A 15326-nucleotide genomic window follows, 5' to 3' on the forward strand; every position below is an offset into this window, starting at 1 on the left:
TCTGCCGGGCTTGCCCTGCCTGTCGTGGACGAGGCGCTGGCCGACCGGCTCCGCGCCCGGATGTCGCGGGTCGAGGATGCTCTCGACGGCCATGTCCGCAGCCGCGCGACCTTCGTCAGCGAGGCAGCCGGGCACCTGATGCACGCCGGCGGCAAGCGGTTCCGGCCGCTGCTGGTGCTGCTGGCCGCCGAGACCGGCGACCGGGCGGACAGCGACGAGGTGCTGCAGGCGGCGTGCGTCGTCGAGCTGACCCACCTGGCGTCGCTCTACCACGACGACGTGATGGACGAGGCGGCGCTGCGGCGCGGCGCCGACTCGGCGAACGCGCGGTGGGACAACCACGTGGCGATCCTGACCGGCGACTACCTCTTCGGCCGCTCCTCCGAGCTCACCGCTGGCCTCGGGCCGGAGGCCGTGCTGATCCAGGCGCAGACCTTCATGCGCCTGGTCGAGGGCCAGATCATGGAGACGGTCCAGCCCGCGCCCGGCGCGGACCCGCTGGCCCACTACCTGGACGTGGTGGCCGGCAAGACCGGCTCGCTGATCGCGACCTCGGCCCGGTACGGCGCCAAGTTCGGTGGAGCGTCCGCCGAGGTGGAGGACGCGCTGACAGAGTACGGCGAGATCGTCGGCTCCGCCTTCCAGCTGTCCGACGACATCCTCGACATCGCCTCCGAGTCCGACGAGTCGGGCAAGACCCCCGGCACCGACCTGCGCGAGGGTGTGCCCACGCTGCCGGTGCTGATGGCCAAGGCCTCGACGGACCCGGCCGACGCCCGGCTGCTCGAGCTGCTCGACGCCGACCTCACCGACGACGCGCTCCACGCGGAGACGCTCGAGCTGCTCCGTCGGCACCCGGCGATGGCCCAGGCCCGCGACTACGTCATGGGCCAGGCCAACGAGGCCAAGAAGCGGCTCGAGGTCCTCCCGCAGGGCCCCGTGCGCGACGCCCTCGAGGCCTTCGCCGACGTCGTGGCCCAGCGCTCCGCCTGACCCCGCCCGGCCCGGCGCTCGCCGTACTGGTGGGGCTGGAGTGGCGCGACGTTTCACGAGTTACCTCGTGAAACAGTCACTCACCACGTGAACCTTCGCGTGGTAAGTGACCGTTTCCCGAGTTAACTCGTGAAACGGACAGCCCTCAGCGGTCCCGGAACGCCACCGCGACCGACGGGCGCGGGAAGTCGTTCGTGTGCGGCCAGGTGCTCATCGGGGCCTCGAAGGTGGCGCCGTCGATCTCGCCCGGGTGCTGTACGGCGACGAAGAGCGAGCGGTCGTCGTCGGTCAGGAGCGGGCCGCAGGCCTCGGCGCCGCGCGGTACCGTGAGGAACTGCTGCACGCGGCCTCGCTCGGGGCCCGTGGTCGGCACCCGGAAGATGCCGTCGTTGGAGCCCAGCGCGTTGCCGTCGGTGGAGACCCACAGGTTGCCGACGGAGTCGAAGGCGACGTTGTCGGGGCAGCTGATCGGGCTGACCTTGGACTTGTCGTAGCCGGCGAAGTAGGTCTCCTGGGCCTCGGGGTCGCCACAGACCAGCATCAGCGTCCAGCTGAAGGAGCGCCCGGCGTGGTCGCCGCCGCGCGGCGTCAGCTCGAGGACGTAGCCGTTGCGGTTGCCGGTGGCCTCGGTGAGCGGCTCGCCCAGCGACTTGCGGACCATCGACGTCGCGAGCGGGTTGGCCTCGTCGACGGGGAACTTGGTCCCGCGGTTGGAGTTGTTGGTGAGCGCGACGTAGACCTTGCCGTTGACCGGGTTGGGCTCGACGTCCTCGGGACGGTCCATCCGCGTGGGGGTGAGCTTGTCGGCCGCGAGCCGGGTGTCGATCAGGACCTCCGCCACGCTCATGCCGGGCACGTAGGACTTCGTGTTCGAGCACAGTGGCAGCCACTCGCCGGTGCCGTCGTACTCGCCGTCTCCCGCGCCGTCGCCGGTGAAGCGGGCGACGTAGAGGGTCCCGGTCGTGAGCAGCGTGAGGTTGTGCGCCCGCGCCCGCTTGCCGCTGCCCTTGCGGAAGGTCTTGGCGGAGACGAACTTGTAGACGTAGTCCCCGCGCTCGTCGTCGCCCATGTAGGCCACGGCGTGCCCGGAGCGGGCGATGGCGACGTTGGCGCCCTCGTGCTTGAACCGGCCGAGCATGGAGTGCTTGCGCGGCGTCGAGCGCGGGTTCAGCGGGTCGACCTCGACGACCCAGCCGAAGCGGAACGGCTCGTGCGGCTCCCGGGTGAGGTCGAAGCGCTCGTCCACCTCGCTCCAGCCCCTCGTGCCGGTCCCGGAGACGCCGTAGCGGGCGTAGGACTCGGCGTAGCGAGCGTCCAGGTCTCCGGACTTGTCGAAGTACTGGTTGAAGTTCTCCTCGCCGGACAGGATCGTGCCCCACGGCGTGAGGCCGCCGGCGCAGTTGTTGAACGTGCCGAGCACCTTGGTGCCGGACGGGTCGGCGCTGGTGCGCAGTCGCTCGTGGCCGGCAGCGGGACCGGTCATCATGAAGGTCGTCTGGTCGTGCAGCCGGCGGTTGTAACGGGTGTTGCGCACCGGGACGCGCTTCCACGAGCCGGGCGTGCGCCCGCGCTTGATCTCGACCACGGACATGCCGTGGTTGGCGATCGCGATCTTCTTGATGTCCGCCTCGGCGTAGTCGCCGGTCGGGAACATCAGCGCCTCGTCGGTGTACTCGTGATTGACCACGAGCAGGGCCCGGTCGCCCTTGCCGGAGAGCGGGACGACGCCCACGTAGTCGCAGTTGTAGCCGAACTGCCGGCGGGCCTTGTCCGGCGTCTGACCGCGTACGTCGAAGCGCGGCGCGTCCTGGGTGACCTGGTCGCCCCATCCGATGACGACCTCGCTGCGGAAGCCGGAGGGTACGACGACCGCGTCGCGCTTGTTGGGCGCCACCGGAGCGAAGGGCAGCTTGGCCAGGCTGTCGTGGGGTCGCTTCTTCCGCCCCTTGTCGCCCTTGGGGCCCATCGCGAGGCTGGTCTCCGCTGCCGCGGCCGGGGACACGGCCGAGGCGGCCAGCCCGCCGGCGAGGACCAGCCCGGCGCCGACCGCGCCGCCGCGCAGGACGGCGCGGCGCTCGAGGGCGTGGCGGATCTCGTCCTGGATGTGCGGGTGGCCGGTCTGGTTCGGGATCGGACGGTCGCAGGCGTTGCCGCAGCGGAAGGCGCACGTCATGTGACTACGGGAGCCGTGCGGTCCGGAGCCGGTCGGGGTGAGGGGGAGGAGGGGGCGCTGAGCGGGAGCTGTCGTCATCGGGAGGCTTCCTGGTTCGGGCTGAGGGGCGAGCCGAACGTAGGACCTGCGGGTGAGAACGACGGGAGGACGAGGTGACCGTCAGATGAACGGGCGGGGGCTCACCTGGCGCGGCTAGATGGCGCTGGCCTCGGCGGTGAGCCGCAGCTGCCGCCGCCGGTGGTTGATCGCCTCGATCGTGAACACCACGAGCGCCAGCCAGACGAGTCCGAACCCGACCCAGCGGCCGGCGGGCATCGGCTCGTGGAACAGCAGCACGCCGAGCGCGAACTGCAGGATCGGGGCGAGGTACTGCAACAGCCCGAGCGTCACCATCGACACCCGCGTCGCTGCGGCCCCGAAGCAGATGAGGGGGATGGCGGTGACGATGCCGGCGGTCGTGAGGAGCAGGGCGTGCCCCGTGCCGTGGTTGCCGAAGTTGGAGGCCCCGGTGGCCACGAGGAATCCGACGTACGCCGCGGCGAAGGGCGTGATGACGGCGGTCTCGAGGGCGAGGCTCTCGACGGCGCCGGCGTTGGCGATCTTCTTCATCAGCCCGTAGACGCCGAAGGAGCAGGCGAGCACGAGGGCGACGTAGGGCAGGCGGCCGTAGTCCAGGGTCAGCACGACGACCGCCACACCCGCCAGGGCTAGCGCGCCCCACTGCAGCGGGCGCAGGCGCTCATCGAGGATCAGCACTCCCATCAGCACCGTGACGAGCGGGTTGATGAAGTAGCCCAGCGACGACTCGACCACGCGGTCGTTGGTGACGCCCCAGATGTAGGTGCCCCAGTTGACCGAGATGGTCACCGCCGCGACCGTGAGCAGCGCGAGGGTGCGTGGTCGGCGCAGGAGGTCGACGAGGTGCCGCCCCCGCCCGAGCACCACGACCAGGAGCCCCATGGTGAGGGCCGACCAGAGCACCCGGTGGGCCAGCAGCTCGACGGCTCCCGCCGGCTCCAGCAGCGGCCAGTACAGGGGGAACGCGCCCCACAAGCCGTAGGCTGCAGCACCGAACAGGAAACCTCGACGCTTATCCGGCACCGACGAAGCATAGGTGTCGCGGTCTAGGCCTGTCGCATCCGTTGGTTTGTCCCCCCTTTGCCCAGGGAAGGACCGGCCCGTTCGCTCCCGAGACCGAGAGAAGATCCGCCCATGAAGCGCTACCTCGTCGCCCTGATCAGCGGGGCCCTCCTGGGGCTCGCGCCCCTGTCCGTCACTGCCCAGGCTGCGCCTGCGGCCCCTGAGAAGCAGGCTGACGAGGCGTGGTCCGTGCCGGCCCAGCGCTCGGCGCGAGCCATCAACGTGCCGACCAAGGTGGTACTGGGGGCCGTCCCGAAGAAGGCCCTCTACAAGACCGCGGTCCGCATGGACGGCCAGGTCCTCGCGCAGAATCCCGCCGATGGCAGTTGGGGATACCTCACCCTGGGCACGGTGACCCTTCAGCGCAGCTGGAAGGGCAGCAAGGCCTGGAAGACGGTGTCCAGCCGCGACCTCGCTGCTCATCCCGAAGGCCTGTTCAGCTTCGTGCCGAGCGCTCAGCGGAACGCGGCCTACCGGATCAGCTACAGCGGCTCGACCTCTGGCGAGTACACCTTGACCCCGTCCTCCGCCACCCGCTCCCTGGGCGTCGCCCGCCGCTTCAACGAGTCCATCACCAAGCGCACGCTGATCTTCCGCGGCCGCATCGTCCCCTCGTTCGCCCGCAAGGCCGTCGTCATCGAGCGCCGCACCTGCGCCACCTGCAAGTGGAAGCGCTACGCCAAGGTCCGCACGGACGGTCGCAGCCGCTGGTCGAAGAAGGTCGCGGCACCCCGTTCGGTGGGGCAGCGCTGGTACTTCCGGGCCGTGACCCCGGGGAGCAAGCAGTACATCAAGTCCTACTCGCGGACGGCGGAGACCTTCCGCACTCGCTGATTCGGGGTTTGAGCGGCGGTGACGAGGGGGAGCCTCCTGCGGGTCACGTCAGCCATCTCACGCAACCAGGGGAACTCATGCGGATGAATCGTCTCGTCACCGCCGTCGTCTCAGTCGCCCTGCTCGGGTTCACGCCCGCTGCACTCAGCACCTCGGCCAGTGCCGCCGCTCCGGAGGTCACCGCCGCCGAGAGCGCGGCGCCCGACGCCCGCGCGGCTCGCACCATCTCGATCAGCTACGGCAACCGAGGCCGCCAGGCCTTCATCAAGGGCGGGGTCAAGCCGCGCTACGCCAAGCGCGTCCTCATCGTCCAGAAGCGCAAGTGCGGCGGCGGCGCCTGCACCTACAAGTTCTACAAGAAGACCAGGACCAACGCGAAGAGCAAGTACAAGGTCAACGTCTTCGTGCCGCGCCGCGGCAAGGCCGGCTACCGGGTGATGATCAAGCCCACGAGCACCATGGGCCCGTCCTACAGCAAGCCGGTCCTCCTCTACTGGCGCTGATCAACCAGCCGGCACGGCACACCCCGCGTCCCCGAGACGCGTGGAGAGCCAAGCAGAGCGGGCCGCAGACCCTAGGGTCTGCGGCCCGCTCTGTGCGTTCTGTCTGACTGAGCCGCTGCCTGCCTGGTGTGGGCCAGGACGGCTCAGACGACGGTCCAGGTGTCGCCGCCGCCGATCAGCGAGGCGAGCCGGTCGGCGGGGGAGCCCTCGACCGCGTCGGAGGCGGCCTGCACCTGCGCGCGCGCCTGGTCGTCGTACGTCGGGCGCTCGACCTGGCGGAAGATCCCGATGGGCGACTGGTTGAGGTAGCCCGAGTCGGTGAGCCGCGAGATCGCGAAGGCGAGCGTCGGGTCCGGGTTGTGGGCGTCGTGCACGAGGATCGCGTCGGCGCCGACGTCGGCGACCATCACGACCTTGACGCCGCCGGTGACGGAGTCGCGGATCAGGCCCTTGGCGCCGTTGCCGAAGATGATCGGCTCACCGTGCACGAGGGGGATGATCGCGTCGGCCTTGGTGTCGTTGTTCTTGATCGCGTCGAACGCGCCGTCGTTGAAGATCGGGCAGTTCTGGTAGATCTCGACCAGCGACGTGCCGCGGTGCGCCGCTGCCGCCGAGAGCACCGCGGTGAGGTGCTTGCGGTCGGAGTCGATGGTGCGGGCCACGAAGCTCGCCTCGGCGCCCAGGGCGAGCGAGACCGGGTTGAACGGGTGGTCGAGCGAGCCCATCGGGGTGGACTTGGTGACCTTGCCGGCCTCCGAGGTCGGGGAGTACTGCCCCTTGGTGAGGCCGTAGATCCGGTTGTTGAACAGCAGGATCGTCATGTTGACGTTGCGCCGCAGGGCGTGGATCAGGTGGTTGCCGCCGATGGAGAGCGCGTCGCCGTCGCCGGTGACGACCCAGACCGAGAGGTCCTCGCGGGCGGTGGCGATCCCCGTGGCGATCGACGGCGCGCGGCCGTGGATCGAGTGCATCCCGTAGGTGTCGAGGTAGTAGGGGAAGCGCGAGGAGCAGCCGATGCCGGAGACGAAGACGATGTTCTCGCGGCGCAGGCCCAGGTCGGGCAGGAACGACTGGACGGCCTTGAGCACGGCGTAGTCGCCGCAGCCGGGGCACCAGCGGACCTCCTGGTCGGAGGTGAAGTCCTTGCCGGTCTGGGTCTGGCCCTCGTCGACGGTGGGGACGCCCTCGGTGCCGGAGCGGAGGCCGGGGAAGGGGAGCTCGGTCGAGGCGGTCATGAGATGTCCTCCATCTGCGCGGCCTGCAGGTTGACTTCGATGCCCTCGGCGTCGGCGACCAGGCCGCCGATCACCTCGGCCAGGACGGCCGCCTTGAGCGGCATGCCGTTGACCTGGTTGTAGCCGATGGCGTCCACGAGGTACTTCGCGCGCAGCAGCAGGCTGAGCTGGCCGAGGTTCATCTCGGGGACGAGCACCTTGTCGTAGCGCTTGAGGATCTCGCCGAGGTCCTTCGGGAACGGGTTGATGTGGCGCAGGTGGACCTGAGCGACGTCATAGCCGGCGCGGCGCACGCGTCGTACGCCGGCTCCGATCGGGCCGTAGGTCGAGCCCCAGCCGAGCACCAGCACCTTGGCGTTGCCGGTGGGGTCGTCGACCTCCAGGGGCGGGAGCGACTCGGCGATCCGGTCGACCTTGGCCTGACGGGTGCGGACCATCAGGTCGTGGTTGGCCGGGTCGTAGGAGATGTTGCCGTGCCCGTCGGCCTTCTCCAGACCGCCGATGCGGTGCTCGAGGCCGGCGGTGCCGGGGATCGCCCAGGGGCGGGCGAGGGTGTCCTCGTCACGCAGGTAGGGCCAGAACTCCTCGACGGTCTCGCCCTTGGCGTTGGTCGAGGAGTGGTTGCGAGCGGTCGCGAAGTCGGGCTCGATGCGGGGCAGCTCGCTGACGTCCGGCACGTGCCAGGGCTCGGAGCCGTTGGCGAGCATGCCGTCGGAGAGCAGGATCACCGGCGTGCGGTAGGTGACCGCGATCCGGGTGGCCTCGACCGCGGCGTCGAAGCAGTCGCCGGGCGACTGCGGCGCGACGACCGGCACGGGGGACTCGCCGTTGCGGCCGAACATCGCCTGCAGAAGGTCGGACTGCTCGGTCTTGGTGGGCAGGCCGGTCGAGGGGCCGCCGCGCTGGACGTTGACCAGCACCAGGGGCAGCTCGGTCATCACGGCGAGCCCGAGCGCCTCGGACTTCAGGGCGACGCCGGGACCCGAGGTGGACGTGACCCCGAGGTGGCCGGCGAACGACGCGCCGATCGCGGCACCGATGCCGGCGATCTCGTCCTCGGCCTGGAACGTCGTGATGCCGAACGACTTGTGCTTGCTCAGCTCGTGGAGGATGTCGGAGGCCGGCGTGATCGGGTAGGTGCCGAGCAGCAGCGGGAGACCGGACTGCACGCTGCCCGCGACCAGGCCGTAGGCGAGCGCCAGGTTGCCGGTGATGTTGCGGTAGGTGCCCGGCGGGACCGTGGCCGGCTTGATCTCGTAGGAGACCGCGAACGCCTCGGTCGTCTCGCCGAAGTACCACCCCTGGCGGAACGCCGTGATGTTGGCGTCGCGGATCGCGGGGACCTTCGCGAAGCGCTTCTCCAGGAAGGTCACGGTGGTCTCGGTGGGGCGGCCGTACATCCACGACACGAGGCCGAGGGCGAACATGTTCTTGGCGCGGGCCGCGTCCTTGCGGGAGAGCCCGAACTCCTTGACCGCCTCGACGGTCATGCCGGTCAGGTTGACCGGGTGCAGCGCGAACTCCGCCAGCGAGTCGTCCTCGAGGGGGTTCTCGGCGTAGCCGGCCTTGGTCAGGTTGCGCCCGGTGAAGTCGTGGGTGTCGACGATGATGATCGCGCCCTTGGGCAGGTCGGCCAGGTTGGCCTTCAGCGCGGCGGGGTTCATCGCGACCAGGACGTCGGGGGCGTCGCCGGGGGTCAGGATGTCGTGGTCGGCGAAGTGCACCTGGAACGACGAGACGCCCGGGATGGTGCCCTGGGGCGCCCGGATCTCGGCGGGGAAGTTGGGCAGCGTCGCGAGGTCGTTGCCGAAGGACGCCGACTCCTGGGTGAACCGGTCACCGGTCAGCTGCATTCCGTCACCGGAGTCACCCGCGAACCTGATGATGACCCGGTCGAGCTGCTTGACCTGCTTTGCCACCGCAGCAACCTACTTCCTTGAGACACGCGCTCGAGAGCCCCACCGGAGGGGCGTTCCATACTCAGAGTACGGCAGAGACTGGAACGTGTTCCAGTTTTCCCGGTGAGTGATACCGGCACCTGGTGTGCCGAACCCCCACGATACCGGGGCGTCGGGCGAGCCCAAGATCGTCTCCCGAGGTGGACGTCGGCGGGGCGTGACCTGCGACACGCCCTCGGATCGGGGTGGGTCGATCGGGGCCGGGACGGTCAAGAAATGCGGCGGGGGATGAGCCCGTAAGCAGCACGGGCTCATCCCCCGCACACCGTATGGAGTCCCTGATGAAGCGAACCATCAGTTCCGTCGCCGCTCTCGCCCTGGCCGCCGGCGTCGCCGTCGGCGCCGTCGCGCCGGCGCAGGCAGCGCCGTCGCGCGATGCCGTCCACAGCAAGGTCAAGCCCGCCAAGGCGAGCAAGCCGAGCAAGCCCAGCAAGCCCAGCAAGTCCGCGAAGGCCGACCAGGCCGCCCGCAAGCTCGCCATCGCGAAGCGTCAGCTGACCACGGCCATCGTGGTGCGTGACTCGCTCCTCGCCAAGGCGGTCCGGGTCAACCGGGTCTCCGCGCTCCCGCTCGAGGCCGGCGCCGCCGTCGTCGCCAACGTCGCGGCCGACCGCGCCACCCTGAAGGAGCTGCGTGCGGAGGTCGCCGCCGCCGCCAGCCTCAGCGAGCTCACCCCGCTCCGCGCCGACGTCGTCGCCGTACGGCCCGCGAACTACAACTACGCGGTGAGCGCGCTGCGCCAGGCCGCGCAGGTGCAGGCCCTGGTCGAGGCGAACGTCGAGCTCGTGGTCGGCAACGTCGACGCCACACTCGCCAACTACGAGGCCGCGGCCGCGGTCGCCGCCGCGGTGGAGCTGGCGCTCGCCGTCACCGCGTGGAGCCCCACCGAGGACCTCTTCGCGGTCCGCGCCGAGCTGGTCGCCGCTGTCGACGCGCTGGCCGACGTGGAGGCAGCTCTCCTCGCGGTCGAGGAGCCTGTGGAGGAGCCGGTCGAGGAGCCCACGGAGGACCCGATCGAGGACCCGGCCGACGCGCCCGTCTTCGAGCCGGTCGTCTGAGCCACGGGAGCGCTGCCTAGCCTGATCAGATGGACCCCGACCTCGTGACCCACCCCCTCGTCACCCCCCTCGTCAGCGCAGCCAGCGTCGAGGAGGCGGCCGGCCGTCTCGTGGGGACCGTCGCGGCGACGCCCCTCCAGCACAACCGGAGGTTGTCGGCGCGCACGGGGGCCACGATCTGGCTCAAGCGCGAGGACCTGCAGGTGGTCCGGTCCTACAAGGTCCGCGGGGCCTACAACCTGATCGTGCAGCTCGATCCCGAGGTGCGAGCCCTGGGCGTGGTGTGTGCCAGTGCCGGCAACCACGCCCAGGGCTTCGCGCTCGCCTGTGCGCGTCTCGGTGTGCGCGGCACCGTGCACCTGCCCCGGACGACCCCGCGCCAGAAGCGGGAGCGGATCGCCGTCCTGGGCGGGGACTCGGTCGAGGTGCGGGTCGTGGGGGACACCTACGACGAGGCCGCCGAGGCCGCTGCGGAGTTCGCGGCCACCACCGGCGCCACGCTCGTGCCGGCCTTCGACGACCCGCGGACCGTCGCCGGTCAGGGCACCGTGGTCGTCGAGGCGATCGAGCAGCTGGGTCATGTGCCGGACGTGGTGGTCCTGCCCGTCGGGGGTGGGGGGCTGCTCGCCGGCACCGTCACCTGGCTGCGCGAGCGACACCCCGACGTGCGCATCGTGGGCGTCGAGCCCTCCGGAGCCGCGAGCATGGCCGCTGCGCTGGCCGCCGGGAGACCCGTGGTGCTCGAGAGCGTCGACTCCTTCGTCGACGGAGCGGCCGTACGGCGGGTGGGGGACGTGCCGTTCGCCCTGGTGCGCGACAGCGGTATCGAGGTCGTCGCGGTCCCCGAGGGCGGGGTCTGCGTGGAGATGCTCGACCTCTACCAGTCCGACGGGATCATCGCCGAGCCCGCCGGCGCGCTGGCCACGGCCGCGCTCGGCTCGTCGTTCGTCCCGGAGCCGGGCAGCGAGGTGCTGTGCGTGATCAGCGGCGGCAACAACGACGTCAGCCGCTACGGCGAGATCGTCGAGCGGGCCCTGATCCACGAGGGCCGCAAGCACTACTTCCTCGTGGACTTCCCGCAGGAGCCCGGCGCCCTGCGGCGCTTCCTCGACGACGTCCTCGGTCCGGACGACGACATCGCGCTGTTCGAGTACGTCAAGCGCAACAACCGGGAGACCGGCCCGGCCCTGGTGGGCATCGAGCTCGGCGACCCGGCTGACTTCGCCGCCCTGTGGGAGCGGATGGAGGCGGCCCCGCCCAGGATCGAGCGGGTGCCGCCGGACAGTCCGCTGTTCGGCTTCCTGCTCTAGTGCTGCCGGATCGGGCTCAGCGGTAGTTGGTGAACTGGACCGCGAACTCGAGGTCCTGCGACTTCACCAGCGCCTGCACGGCCTGCAGGTCGTCGCGCTTCTTGGACGAGACGCGCAGCTCGTCGCCCTGGATCTGCGCCTTGACGCCCTTGGGGCCCTCGTCGCGGATCAGCTTCGAGATCTTCTTGGCGTCCTCGGAGGTGATGCCCTCCTTGAGCGTGATCGAGATCTTCGAGACCTGCCCGGACTGGCGGGGCTCGCCGGCGTCGAGGATCTTCAGCGACTGGCCGCGCTTGATGAGCTTGTCCTTGAAGACGTCGAGGACGGCGGTGGCGCGGTCGTCGGCGGAGGCGCTGATCTCGATGCCGTGCTCGCCCTGCCACTCGATGCTGGCGCCGGTGCCCTTGAAGTCGTAGCGGGTGGCGACCTCGCGTGCGGCCTGCCCCAGTGCGTTGTCGACCTCCTGGCGGTCGAGCTTGCTGACGATGTCGAACGACGAGTCGGCCATGGGTTTCTCCTTCGTGCCGTCGGGGACGGCGGTTTTCGTCTGTCGGAGGTGCTGCGCTATTCTTTCGTCTTGCTGTCACCGGGCCAACTTTCGGCACGGAGACGCGTGGCAGATTGCCCGAGCGGCCAATGGGAGCGGACTGTAAATCCGTCGGCTTATGCCTTCGAAGGTTCGAATCCTTCATCTGCCACATCTGAGAGGCCCCGGTCCTGCGAGAGCAGGCTCGGGGTCTTTCGCCTTCCCGGGGCCCCCGGGTGCGTCGTACGACGAAGCAGCCGCATGGCGTTGAGGATCACGACGAGCACCGACGCCTCGTGGACGAGCATGCCGACGGCCATCGTCACGCCGCCGACGAGCACGCCGAGCAGCAGCAGGGTGACCGTCAGCAGGGCGACGGCGATGTTCTGCCGCATCGTGCGGACGGTACGGCGAGCGAGGTCGATCGCCTCGGGGAGCCGCAGCAGGTTGTCTCCCATCAGCGCGATGTCGGCGGTCTCGATCGCGACGGCCGAGCCGGCTGCGCCCATCGCGATGCCGATGTCGGCGGTGGCCAGCGCTGGCGCGTCGTTGACCCCGTCGCCGACCATCGCGACCGTGTGACCCTGGGCCTGGAGCCGGGCGACGACCGCAAGCTTGTCCTCGGGGAGGAGCGCGGCGTGCACCTCGTCGATCCCCGTCCGGGCAGCGACGGCCTCGGCGACCTGGCGCGCGTCGCCGGTGAGCATGACGACCGTGCTCACGCCGGTGCGGTGGAGACCGGCGACCATCTCGGCAGCGTCGGCGCGGACCTCGTCGGCGACCCCGATCACGCCGATCACCGCGCCGTCGACCCCGACGACCATCGGCGTACGCCCCGCTGCCGCGAGGCGGTCGACGGCCTCATCCGTGCCGACGGCCTCGGTGACCTCGAGCCGGTGCTGCAGCGCGAGCGTGCCGACGGTGATCCGGTGCGGACCCGCGTCGACGACGAGGCCCATCCCGGCGACCGCGTCGACGCGGTCGGGCAGCCCGGCGCCGCGGATCCCAGCCTCGACCGCCGCGTCGAGGATCGGGCGCGCGAGCGGGTGCTCGGAGCCGGCCTCGGCCCGGGCCGCCCACTCGAGCACGGTGTCGGCGTCGGTGCCGGGTGCGAGCGGGACGACGTCGGTGACCCGCGGGCGGCCCCAGGTGAGGGTGCCGGTCTTGTCGACCGCGACGGCGGTGATGCGGGCGGAGGTCTCCAGGAACTCGCCGCCCTTGATCAGGATGCCGTCGCGCGCGGCCCGGCCGATGCCGGCGACGATCGCGACGGGGATCGAGATGACGAGCGCGCCCGGGCAGCCGATGACCAGCAGGGTGAGGGCGAGCACGACGCTGCCGGTGGACAGGCCGACGACGAGGGCGAGCGCGATGATCGCGGGGGTGTACCAGGCCGAGAACCGGTCCATGAACTGCTGGGTGGCGGCCCGCGCGTCCTGGGCGTCCTCGACCCGGTGGATGATCCGGGCCAGCGTCGTGTCGGCGCCGACGCCCGTCGCGCGGACCTGCAGCAGGCCGCCGAGCGACACGGTGCCGGCGTGGACCCGGTCGCCGGGAGCCTTCTCCACCGGCATCGACTCGCCGGTGATCGAGGCCTCGTCGACGGCACCTGTCCCGCCGACGACCTCGCCGTCGACCGGCACGCGGGCCCCGTCCTTGACCACGACCGTCTCGCCGAGGCGTACGGCGGCGGCCAGGACGACGACCTGGGCGCCGTCGCGCAGCACCACGGCCTCGTCGGGAGTGATCGCGACCAGCTCGGCCAGCGCCGAGCGGGTCCGGTTGAGCGTGGCCGCCTCGAGGGCGTGGCCGATCGCGAACAGGAAGGTCACCGCCGCGGCCTCCCAAACCTCGCCGATGACCACCGCGCCGATGGCGGCGATGCTGACCAGCAGGTCGATGCCCACCACCCGGGCCAGGCTCGCCCGGACCGCCGACCGGACGATCGGCGCGCCGGCCACGACGGCCGCGGCGAGCAGGAGGGCGTCGGGGAGTGAGGCCGCGGCGAGACGGGTCATTCCGGGGCCGTGGTCGACGGCCAGGGCGAGGACGATCAGGATCCCGGAGAGGGCGGGGACCGCCCACCTCCGGTCGAGGCGGGGACGGGGTGAACGCATGGCTGCTTCCTTCGGGTCGCCCTCCCGGTCCGGGAGGTGACACTCACGCTAGGAACACGCGGCGATCCTCACCATGACCCGCGTCAAACGCCCACAGACGGTCCCAAGACGGCCATCGCACCCTGGCCCTGGGGGTGCGCGCGCCCTCTCCCGTCTAGTGGGTCGTGTGCCTGAGGGCGCGGTGGGGCGCGTGCTGGGGCACACGACCGGGCTGGGCGCGGCCGCGTGCTCGCCGTACCTCTCCCGCCTGGTGGGTCGTGTGCCTCACGGCGCGGCGGGGCGCGTGCTCGGGCACACGACCGGACTGGGCGGGCTCAGGCGTCGGGGGCGGTGCCGCGGGCCAGCCGGGTGAGGGCGGCGCGGTCGGTGATGGCGGTCCAGCGCCGGCCGGTGTCGACGAGGCCGTCGCGGCGCATCCGGCTCAGGGTGCGGCTGACCGACTCGGTGGTGGTGCCGGTCATCGCGGCGAGGTCGGCGCGGGTGAGCGGGAGCTGCAGGAGGAGGGAGTCGCCGTGCGGCTCGCCGAGCTTGTCGGCCAGCGTGAGCAGGGCGGCTGCGACCCGCTGCTCGACGGTCCCGCCGGAGAGGCGGCGCACGGACTGCTGGGCCTGCTCGAGCCGGTCCGCGACGTCGTCGAGCACCGCGAGCGCGACCGCCGGGTGGTCGGCGAGCACCCGGCGGAAGTCGGCGGCGCCGATGCTGAGCGTGCAGGCGACGGTGAGCGCCTGCGCGGTGTCCGGGTACGACGAGCGCCCCAGGGCCGACACCGAGCCGATGAGCGCACCGGGCGTGAGCACGTCGACCAGGACGTCGCCGCCCTCCGACGACGAGCCCAGCGACGGGCCTAGCGCCGGGCGCAGCACCTTGGCCCGGCCCGTGGCCAGGATGAACAGGTGGGTCGCCGGATCGCCCGCGCGGTGGATCGTCTCGCCCTCGGCGTGGCCGCGCACCTGCATCCGGCGGTCGATGGCCGCGATCTCGTCCGGGTCGAGCCCGGCGAAGTAGGGCGCGTGCCCGAGCACGTCGAGTCGCAACGACCGCGGGCAGGAGTGGGGGACCTCGCAACCGTGCCGCAGCGGGGTAGTCCGCCGCTCAGTGGCCATGCCCCCCACCCTAGCCAGCACGCCCAGTGGGGTGATCAGCATCAGTACGCCGCCACCCGGGCGCGGTAGCCCGCCTTCGCCACCGCGGTGACGAGCTCCGCCTCGTTGGTGAGGCGGGGGTCGTGGTCGACCTCGATCCGGCCCGTGGCGAAGCTGACCGTGACCGCCTCGACGCCGTCGAGGCGACCGAGGCTCTTCTCGATCTTGCCCACGCAGGAGGGGCACGAGAAGCCCTCGGCGCGCAGCAGGGTGTGGGTGGTGGCGAGGGGCTGGCTGGTCATGGGAGGCCTTCCGTCGAGCGTTGTGACCGGGGATCCGGCCACGTCTCGACGCTAGGCCGGGCGGGGCACAGCGACCATGACGTGCGTCAGACAAC

The 15326-nt window shown here is 71.2% G+C and carries 13 protein-coding genes and 1 tRNA gene; 6 read left to right on the plus strand and 8 right to left on the minus strand.

Annotation, left to right across the window (positions count from 1 at the left end; all coding sequences use genetic code 11):
• Window positions 1-60: 60 nt before the first annotated feature.
• Window positions 61-993 (plus strand): polyprenyl synthetase family protein, encoded by a 933-nt coding sequence (locus ACYU7L_RS07960; protein ID WP_460796623.1) that lies wholly within the window; start codon window positions 61-63, stop codon window positions 991-993.
• A gap of 145 nt (window positions 994-1138) precedes the next feature.
• On the opposite strand, the gene ACYU7L_RS07965 is transcribed toward ACYU7L_RS07960, so the two are convergent.
• Window positions 1139-3166 carry a PhoX family protein gene (locus ACYU7L_RS07965; RefSeq protein WP_460794814.1) on the minus strand — a complete coding sequence of 676 codons (2028 nt, stop codon included), beginning with the start codon at window positions 3164-3166 and terminating at the stop codon, window positions 1139-1141.
• 192 nt (window positions 3167-3358) lie between these two features.
• Entirely contained in the window at window positions 3359-4267 is a 909-nt protein-coding gene (gene rarD, locus ACYU7L_RS07970) for an EamA family transporter RarD (protein WP_460794816.1), read from the minus strand.
• Between the two features lie 111 nt (window positions 4268-4378).
• On the opposite strand from rarD, the gene ACYU7L_RS07975 reads away from it, so the two are divergent.
• Window positions 4379-5140 carry a hypothetical protein gene (locus ACYU7L_RS07975; protein ID WP_460794818.1) on the plus strand — a complete coding sequence of 254 codons (762 nt, stop codon included), beginning with the start codon at window positions 4379-4381 and terminating at the stop codon, window positions 5138-5140.
• A gap of 83 nt (window positions 5141-5223) precedes the next feature.
• Window positions 5224-5643, plus strand: coding sequence for a hypothetical protein (locus ACYU7L_RS07980; RefSeq protein WP_460794819.1), 420 nt, complete (start codon window positions 5224-5226; stop codon window positions 5641-5643).
• Window positions 5644-5786: 143 nt separating this feature from the next.
• Here ACYU7L_RS07980 and ACYU7L_RS07985 read toward each other — a convergent pair whose 3' ends face one another.
• On the minus strand, window positions 5787-6878 hold the full coding sequence (locus ACYU7L_RS07985) for a 2-oxoacid:ferredoxin oxidoreductase subunit beta (protein WP_460794820.1): 1092 nt from the start codon (window positions 6876-6878) through the stop codon (window positions 5787-5789).
• Window positions 6875-8731: a 2-oxoacid:acceptor oxidoreductase subunit alpha gene (locus ACYU7L_RS07990; protein WP_460796625.1), complete on the minus strand. Its 1857-nt coding sequence runs from the start codon at window positions 8729-8731 to the stop codon at window positions 6875-6877. The genes ACYU7L_RS07985 and ACYU7L_RS07990 overlap by 4 nt, the downstream gene beginning before the upstream one ends.
• A 386-nt stretch (window positions 8732-9117) precedes the next feature.
• Between ACYU7L_RS07990 and ACYU7L_RS07995 the strand changes: the two genes are divergently transcribed.
• A complete protein-coding gene (locus ACYU7L_RS07995) occupies window positions 9118-9894 on the plus strand; it encodes a hypothetical protein (RefSeq protein WP_460794822.1) in 777 nt (258 codons plus the stop codon).
• A 29-nt stretch (window positions 9895-9923) separates the two neighbouring features.
• Window positions 9924-11204 carry a threonine ammonia-lyase IlvA gene (ilvA, locus tag ACYU7L_RS08000; protein ID WP_460794824.1) on the plus strand — a complete coding sequence of 427 codons (1281 nt, stop codon included), beginning with the start codon at window positions 9924-9926 and terminating at the stop codon, window positions 11202-11204.
• Between the two features lie 16 nt (window positions 11205-11220).
• Here ilvA and ACYU7L_RS08005 read toward each other — a convergent pair whose 3' ends face one another.
• On the minus strand, window positions 11221-11712 hold the full coding sequence (locus ACYU7L_RS08005; RefSeq protein ID WP_460794826.1) for a YajQ family cyclic di-GMP-binding protein: 492 nt from the start codon (window positions 11710-11712) through the stop codon (window positions 11221-11223).
• A 107-nt stretch (window positions 11713-11819) separates the two neighbouring features.
• Here ACYU7L_RS08005 and ACYU7L_RS08010 point away from each other — a divergent pair.
• Window positions 11820-11902: transfer RNA gene (locus tag ACYU7L_RS08010), tRNA-Tyr, on the plus strand.
• Here ACYU7L_RS08010 and ACYU7L_RS08015 read toward each other — a convergent pair.
• From ACYU7L_RS08015 to ACYU7L_RS08025, 3 genes are all read right to left on the minus strand, one after another.
• Complete coding sequence (locus ACYU7L_RS08015) at window positions 11868-13847, minus strand: heavy metal translocating P-type ATPase (RefSeq protein ID WP_460794829.1); 1980 nt, start codon at window positions 13845-13847, stop codon at window positions 11868-11870. The two genes, ACYU7L_RS08010 and ACYU7L_RS08015, sit on opposite strands and share 35 nt — an antisense overlap.
• A gap of 314 nt (window positions 13848-14161) precedes the next feature.
• On the minus strand, window positions 14162-14950 hold the full coding sequence (locus ACYU7L_RS08020) for a Crp/Fnr family transcriptional regulator (protein ID WP_460794831.1): 789 nt from the start codon (window positions 14948-14950) through the stop codon (window positions 14162-14164).
• Window positions 14951-14991: 41 nt separating this feature from the next.
• Complete coding sequence (locus ACYU7L_RS08025) at window positions 14992-15231, minus strand: heavy-metal-associated domain-containing protein (protein ID WP_460794833.1); 240 nt, start codon at window positions 15229-15231, stop codon at window positions 14992-14994.
• Window positions 15232-15326 lie beyond the last annotated feature (95 nt).

The sequence above is a fragment of the Nocardioides pacificus genome, assembly GCF_054775955.1.

Bases quoted from the DNA above. Each gene is read 5' to 3' on its own strand.
- ilvA (WP_460794824.1), top strand. From the start codon at position 9,924: ATGGACCCCGACCTCGTGACCCACCCCCTCGTCACCCCCCTCGTCAGC.
- ACYU7L_RS07965 (WP_460794814.1), bottom strand. From the start codon at position 3,166: ATGACGTGCGCCTTCCGCTGCGGCAACGCCTGCGACCGTCCGATCCCG.
- ACYU7L_RS08015 (WP_460794829.1), bottom strand. From the start codon at position 13,847: ATGCGTTCACCCCGTCCCCGCCTCGACCGGAGGTGGGCGGTCCCCGCC.
- ACYU7L_RS07980 (WP_460794819.1), top strand. From the start codon at position 5,224: ATGAATCGTCTCGTCACCGCCGTCGTCTCAGTCGCCCTGCTCGGGTTC.
- ACYU7L_RS07985 (WP_460794820.1), bottom strand. From the start codon at position 6,878: ATGACCGCCTCGACCGAGCTCCCCTTCCCCGGCCTCCGCTCCGGCACC.
- ACYU7L_RS07995 (WP_460794822.1), top strand. From the start codon at position 9,118: ATGAAGCGAACCATCAGTTCCGTCGCCGCTCTCGCCCTGGCCGCCGGC.
- ACYU7L_RS08025 (WP_460794833.1), bottom strand. From the start codon at position 15,231: ATGACCAGCCAGCCCCTCGCCACCACCCACACCCTGCTGCGCGCCGAG.
- ACYU7L_RS07975 (WP_460794818.1), top strand. From the start codon at position 4,379: ATGAAGCGCTACCTCGTCGCCCTGATCAGCGGGGCCCTCCTGGGGCTC.
- ACYU7L_RS07960 (WP_460796623.1), top strand. From the start codon at position 61: ATGTCGCGGGTCGAGGATGCTCTCGACGGCCATGTCCGCAGCCGCGCG.
- ACYU7L_RS07990 (WP_460796625.1), bottom strand. From the start codon at position 8,731: ATGCAGCTGACCGGTGACCGGTTCACCCAGGAGTCGGCGTCCTTCGGC.
- ACYU7L_RS08020 (WP_460794831.1), bottom strand. From the start codon at position 14,950: ATGGCCACTGAGCGGCGGACTACCCCGCTGCGGCACGGTTGCGAGGTC.
- ACYU7L_RS08005 (WP_460794826.1), bottom strand. From the start codon at position 11,712: ATGGCCGACTCGTCGTTCGACATCGTCAGCAAGCTCGACCGCCAGGAG.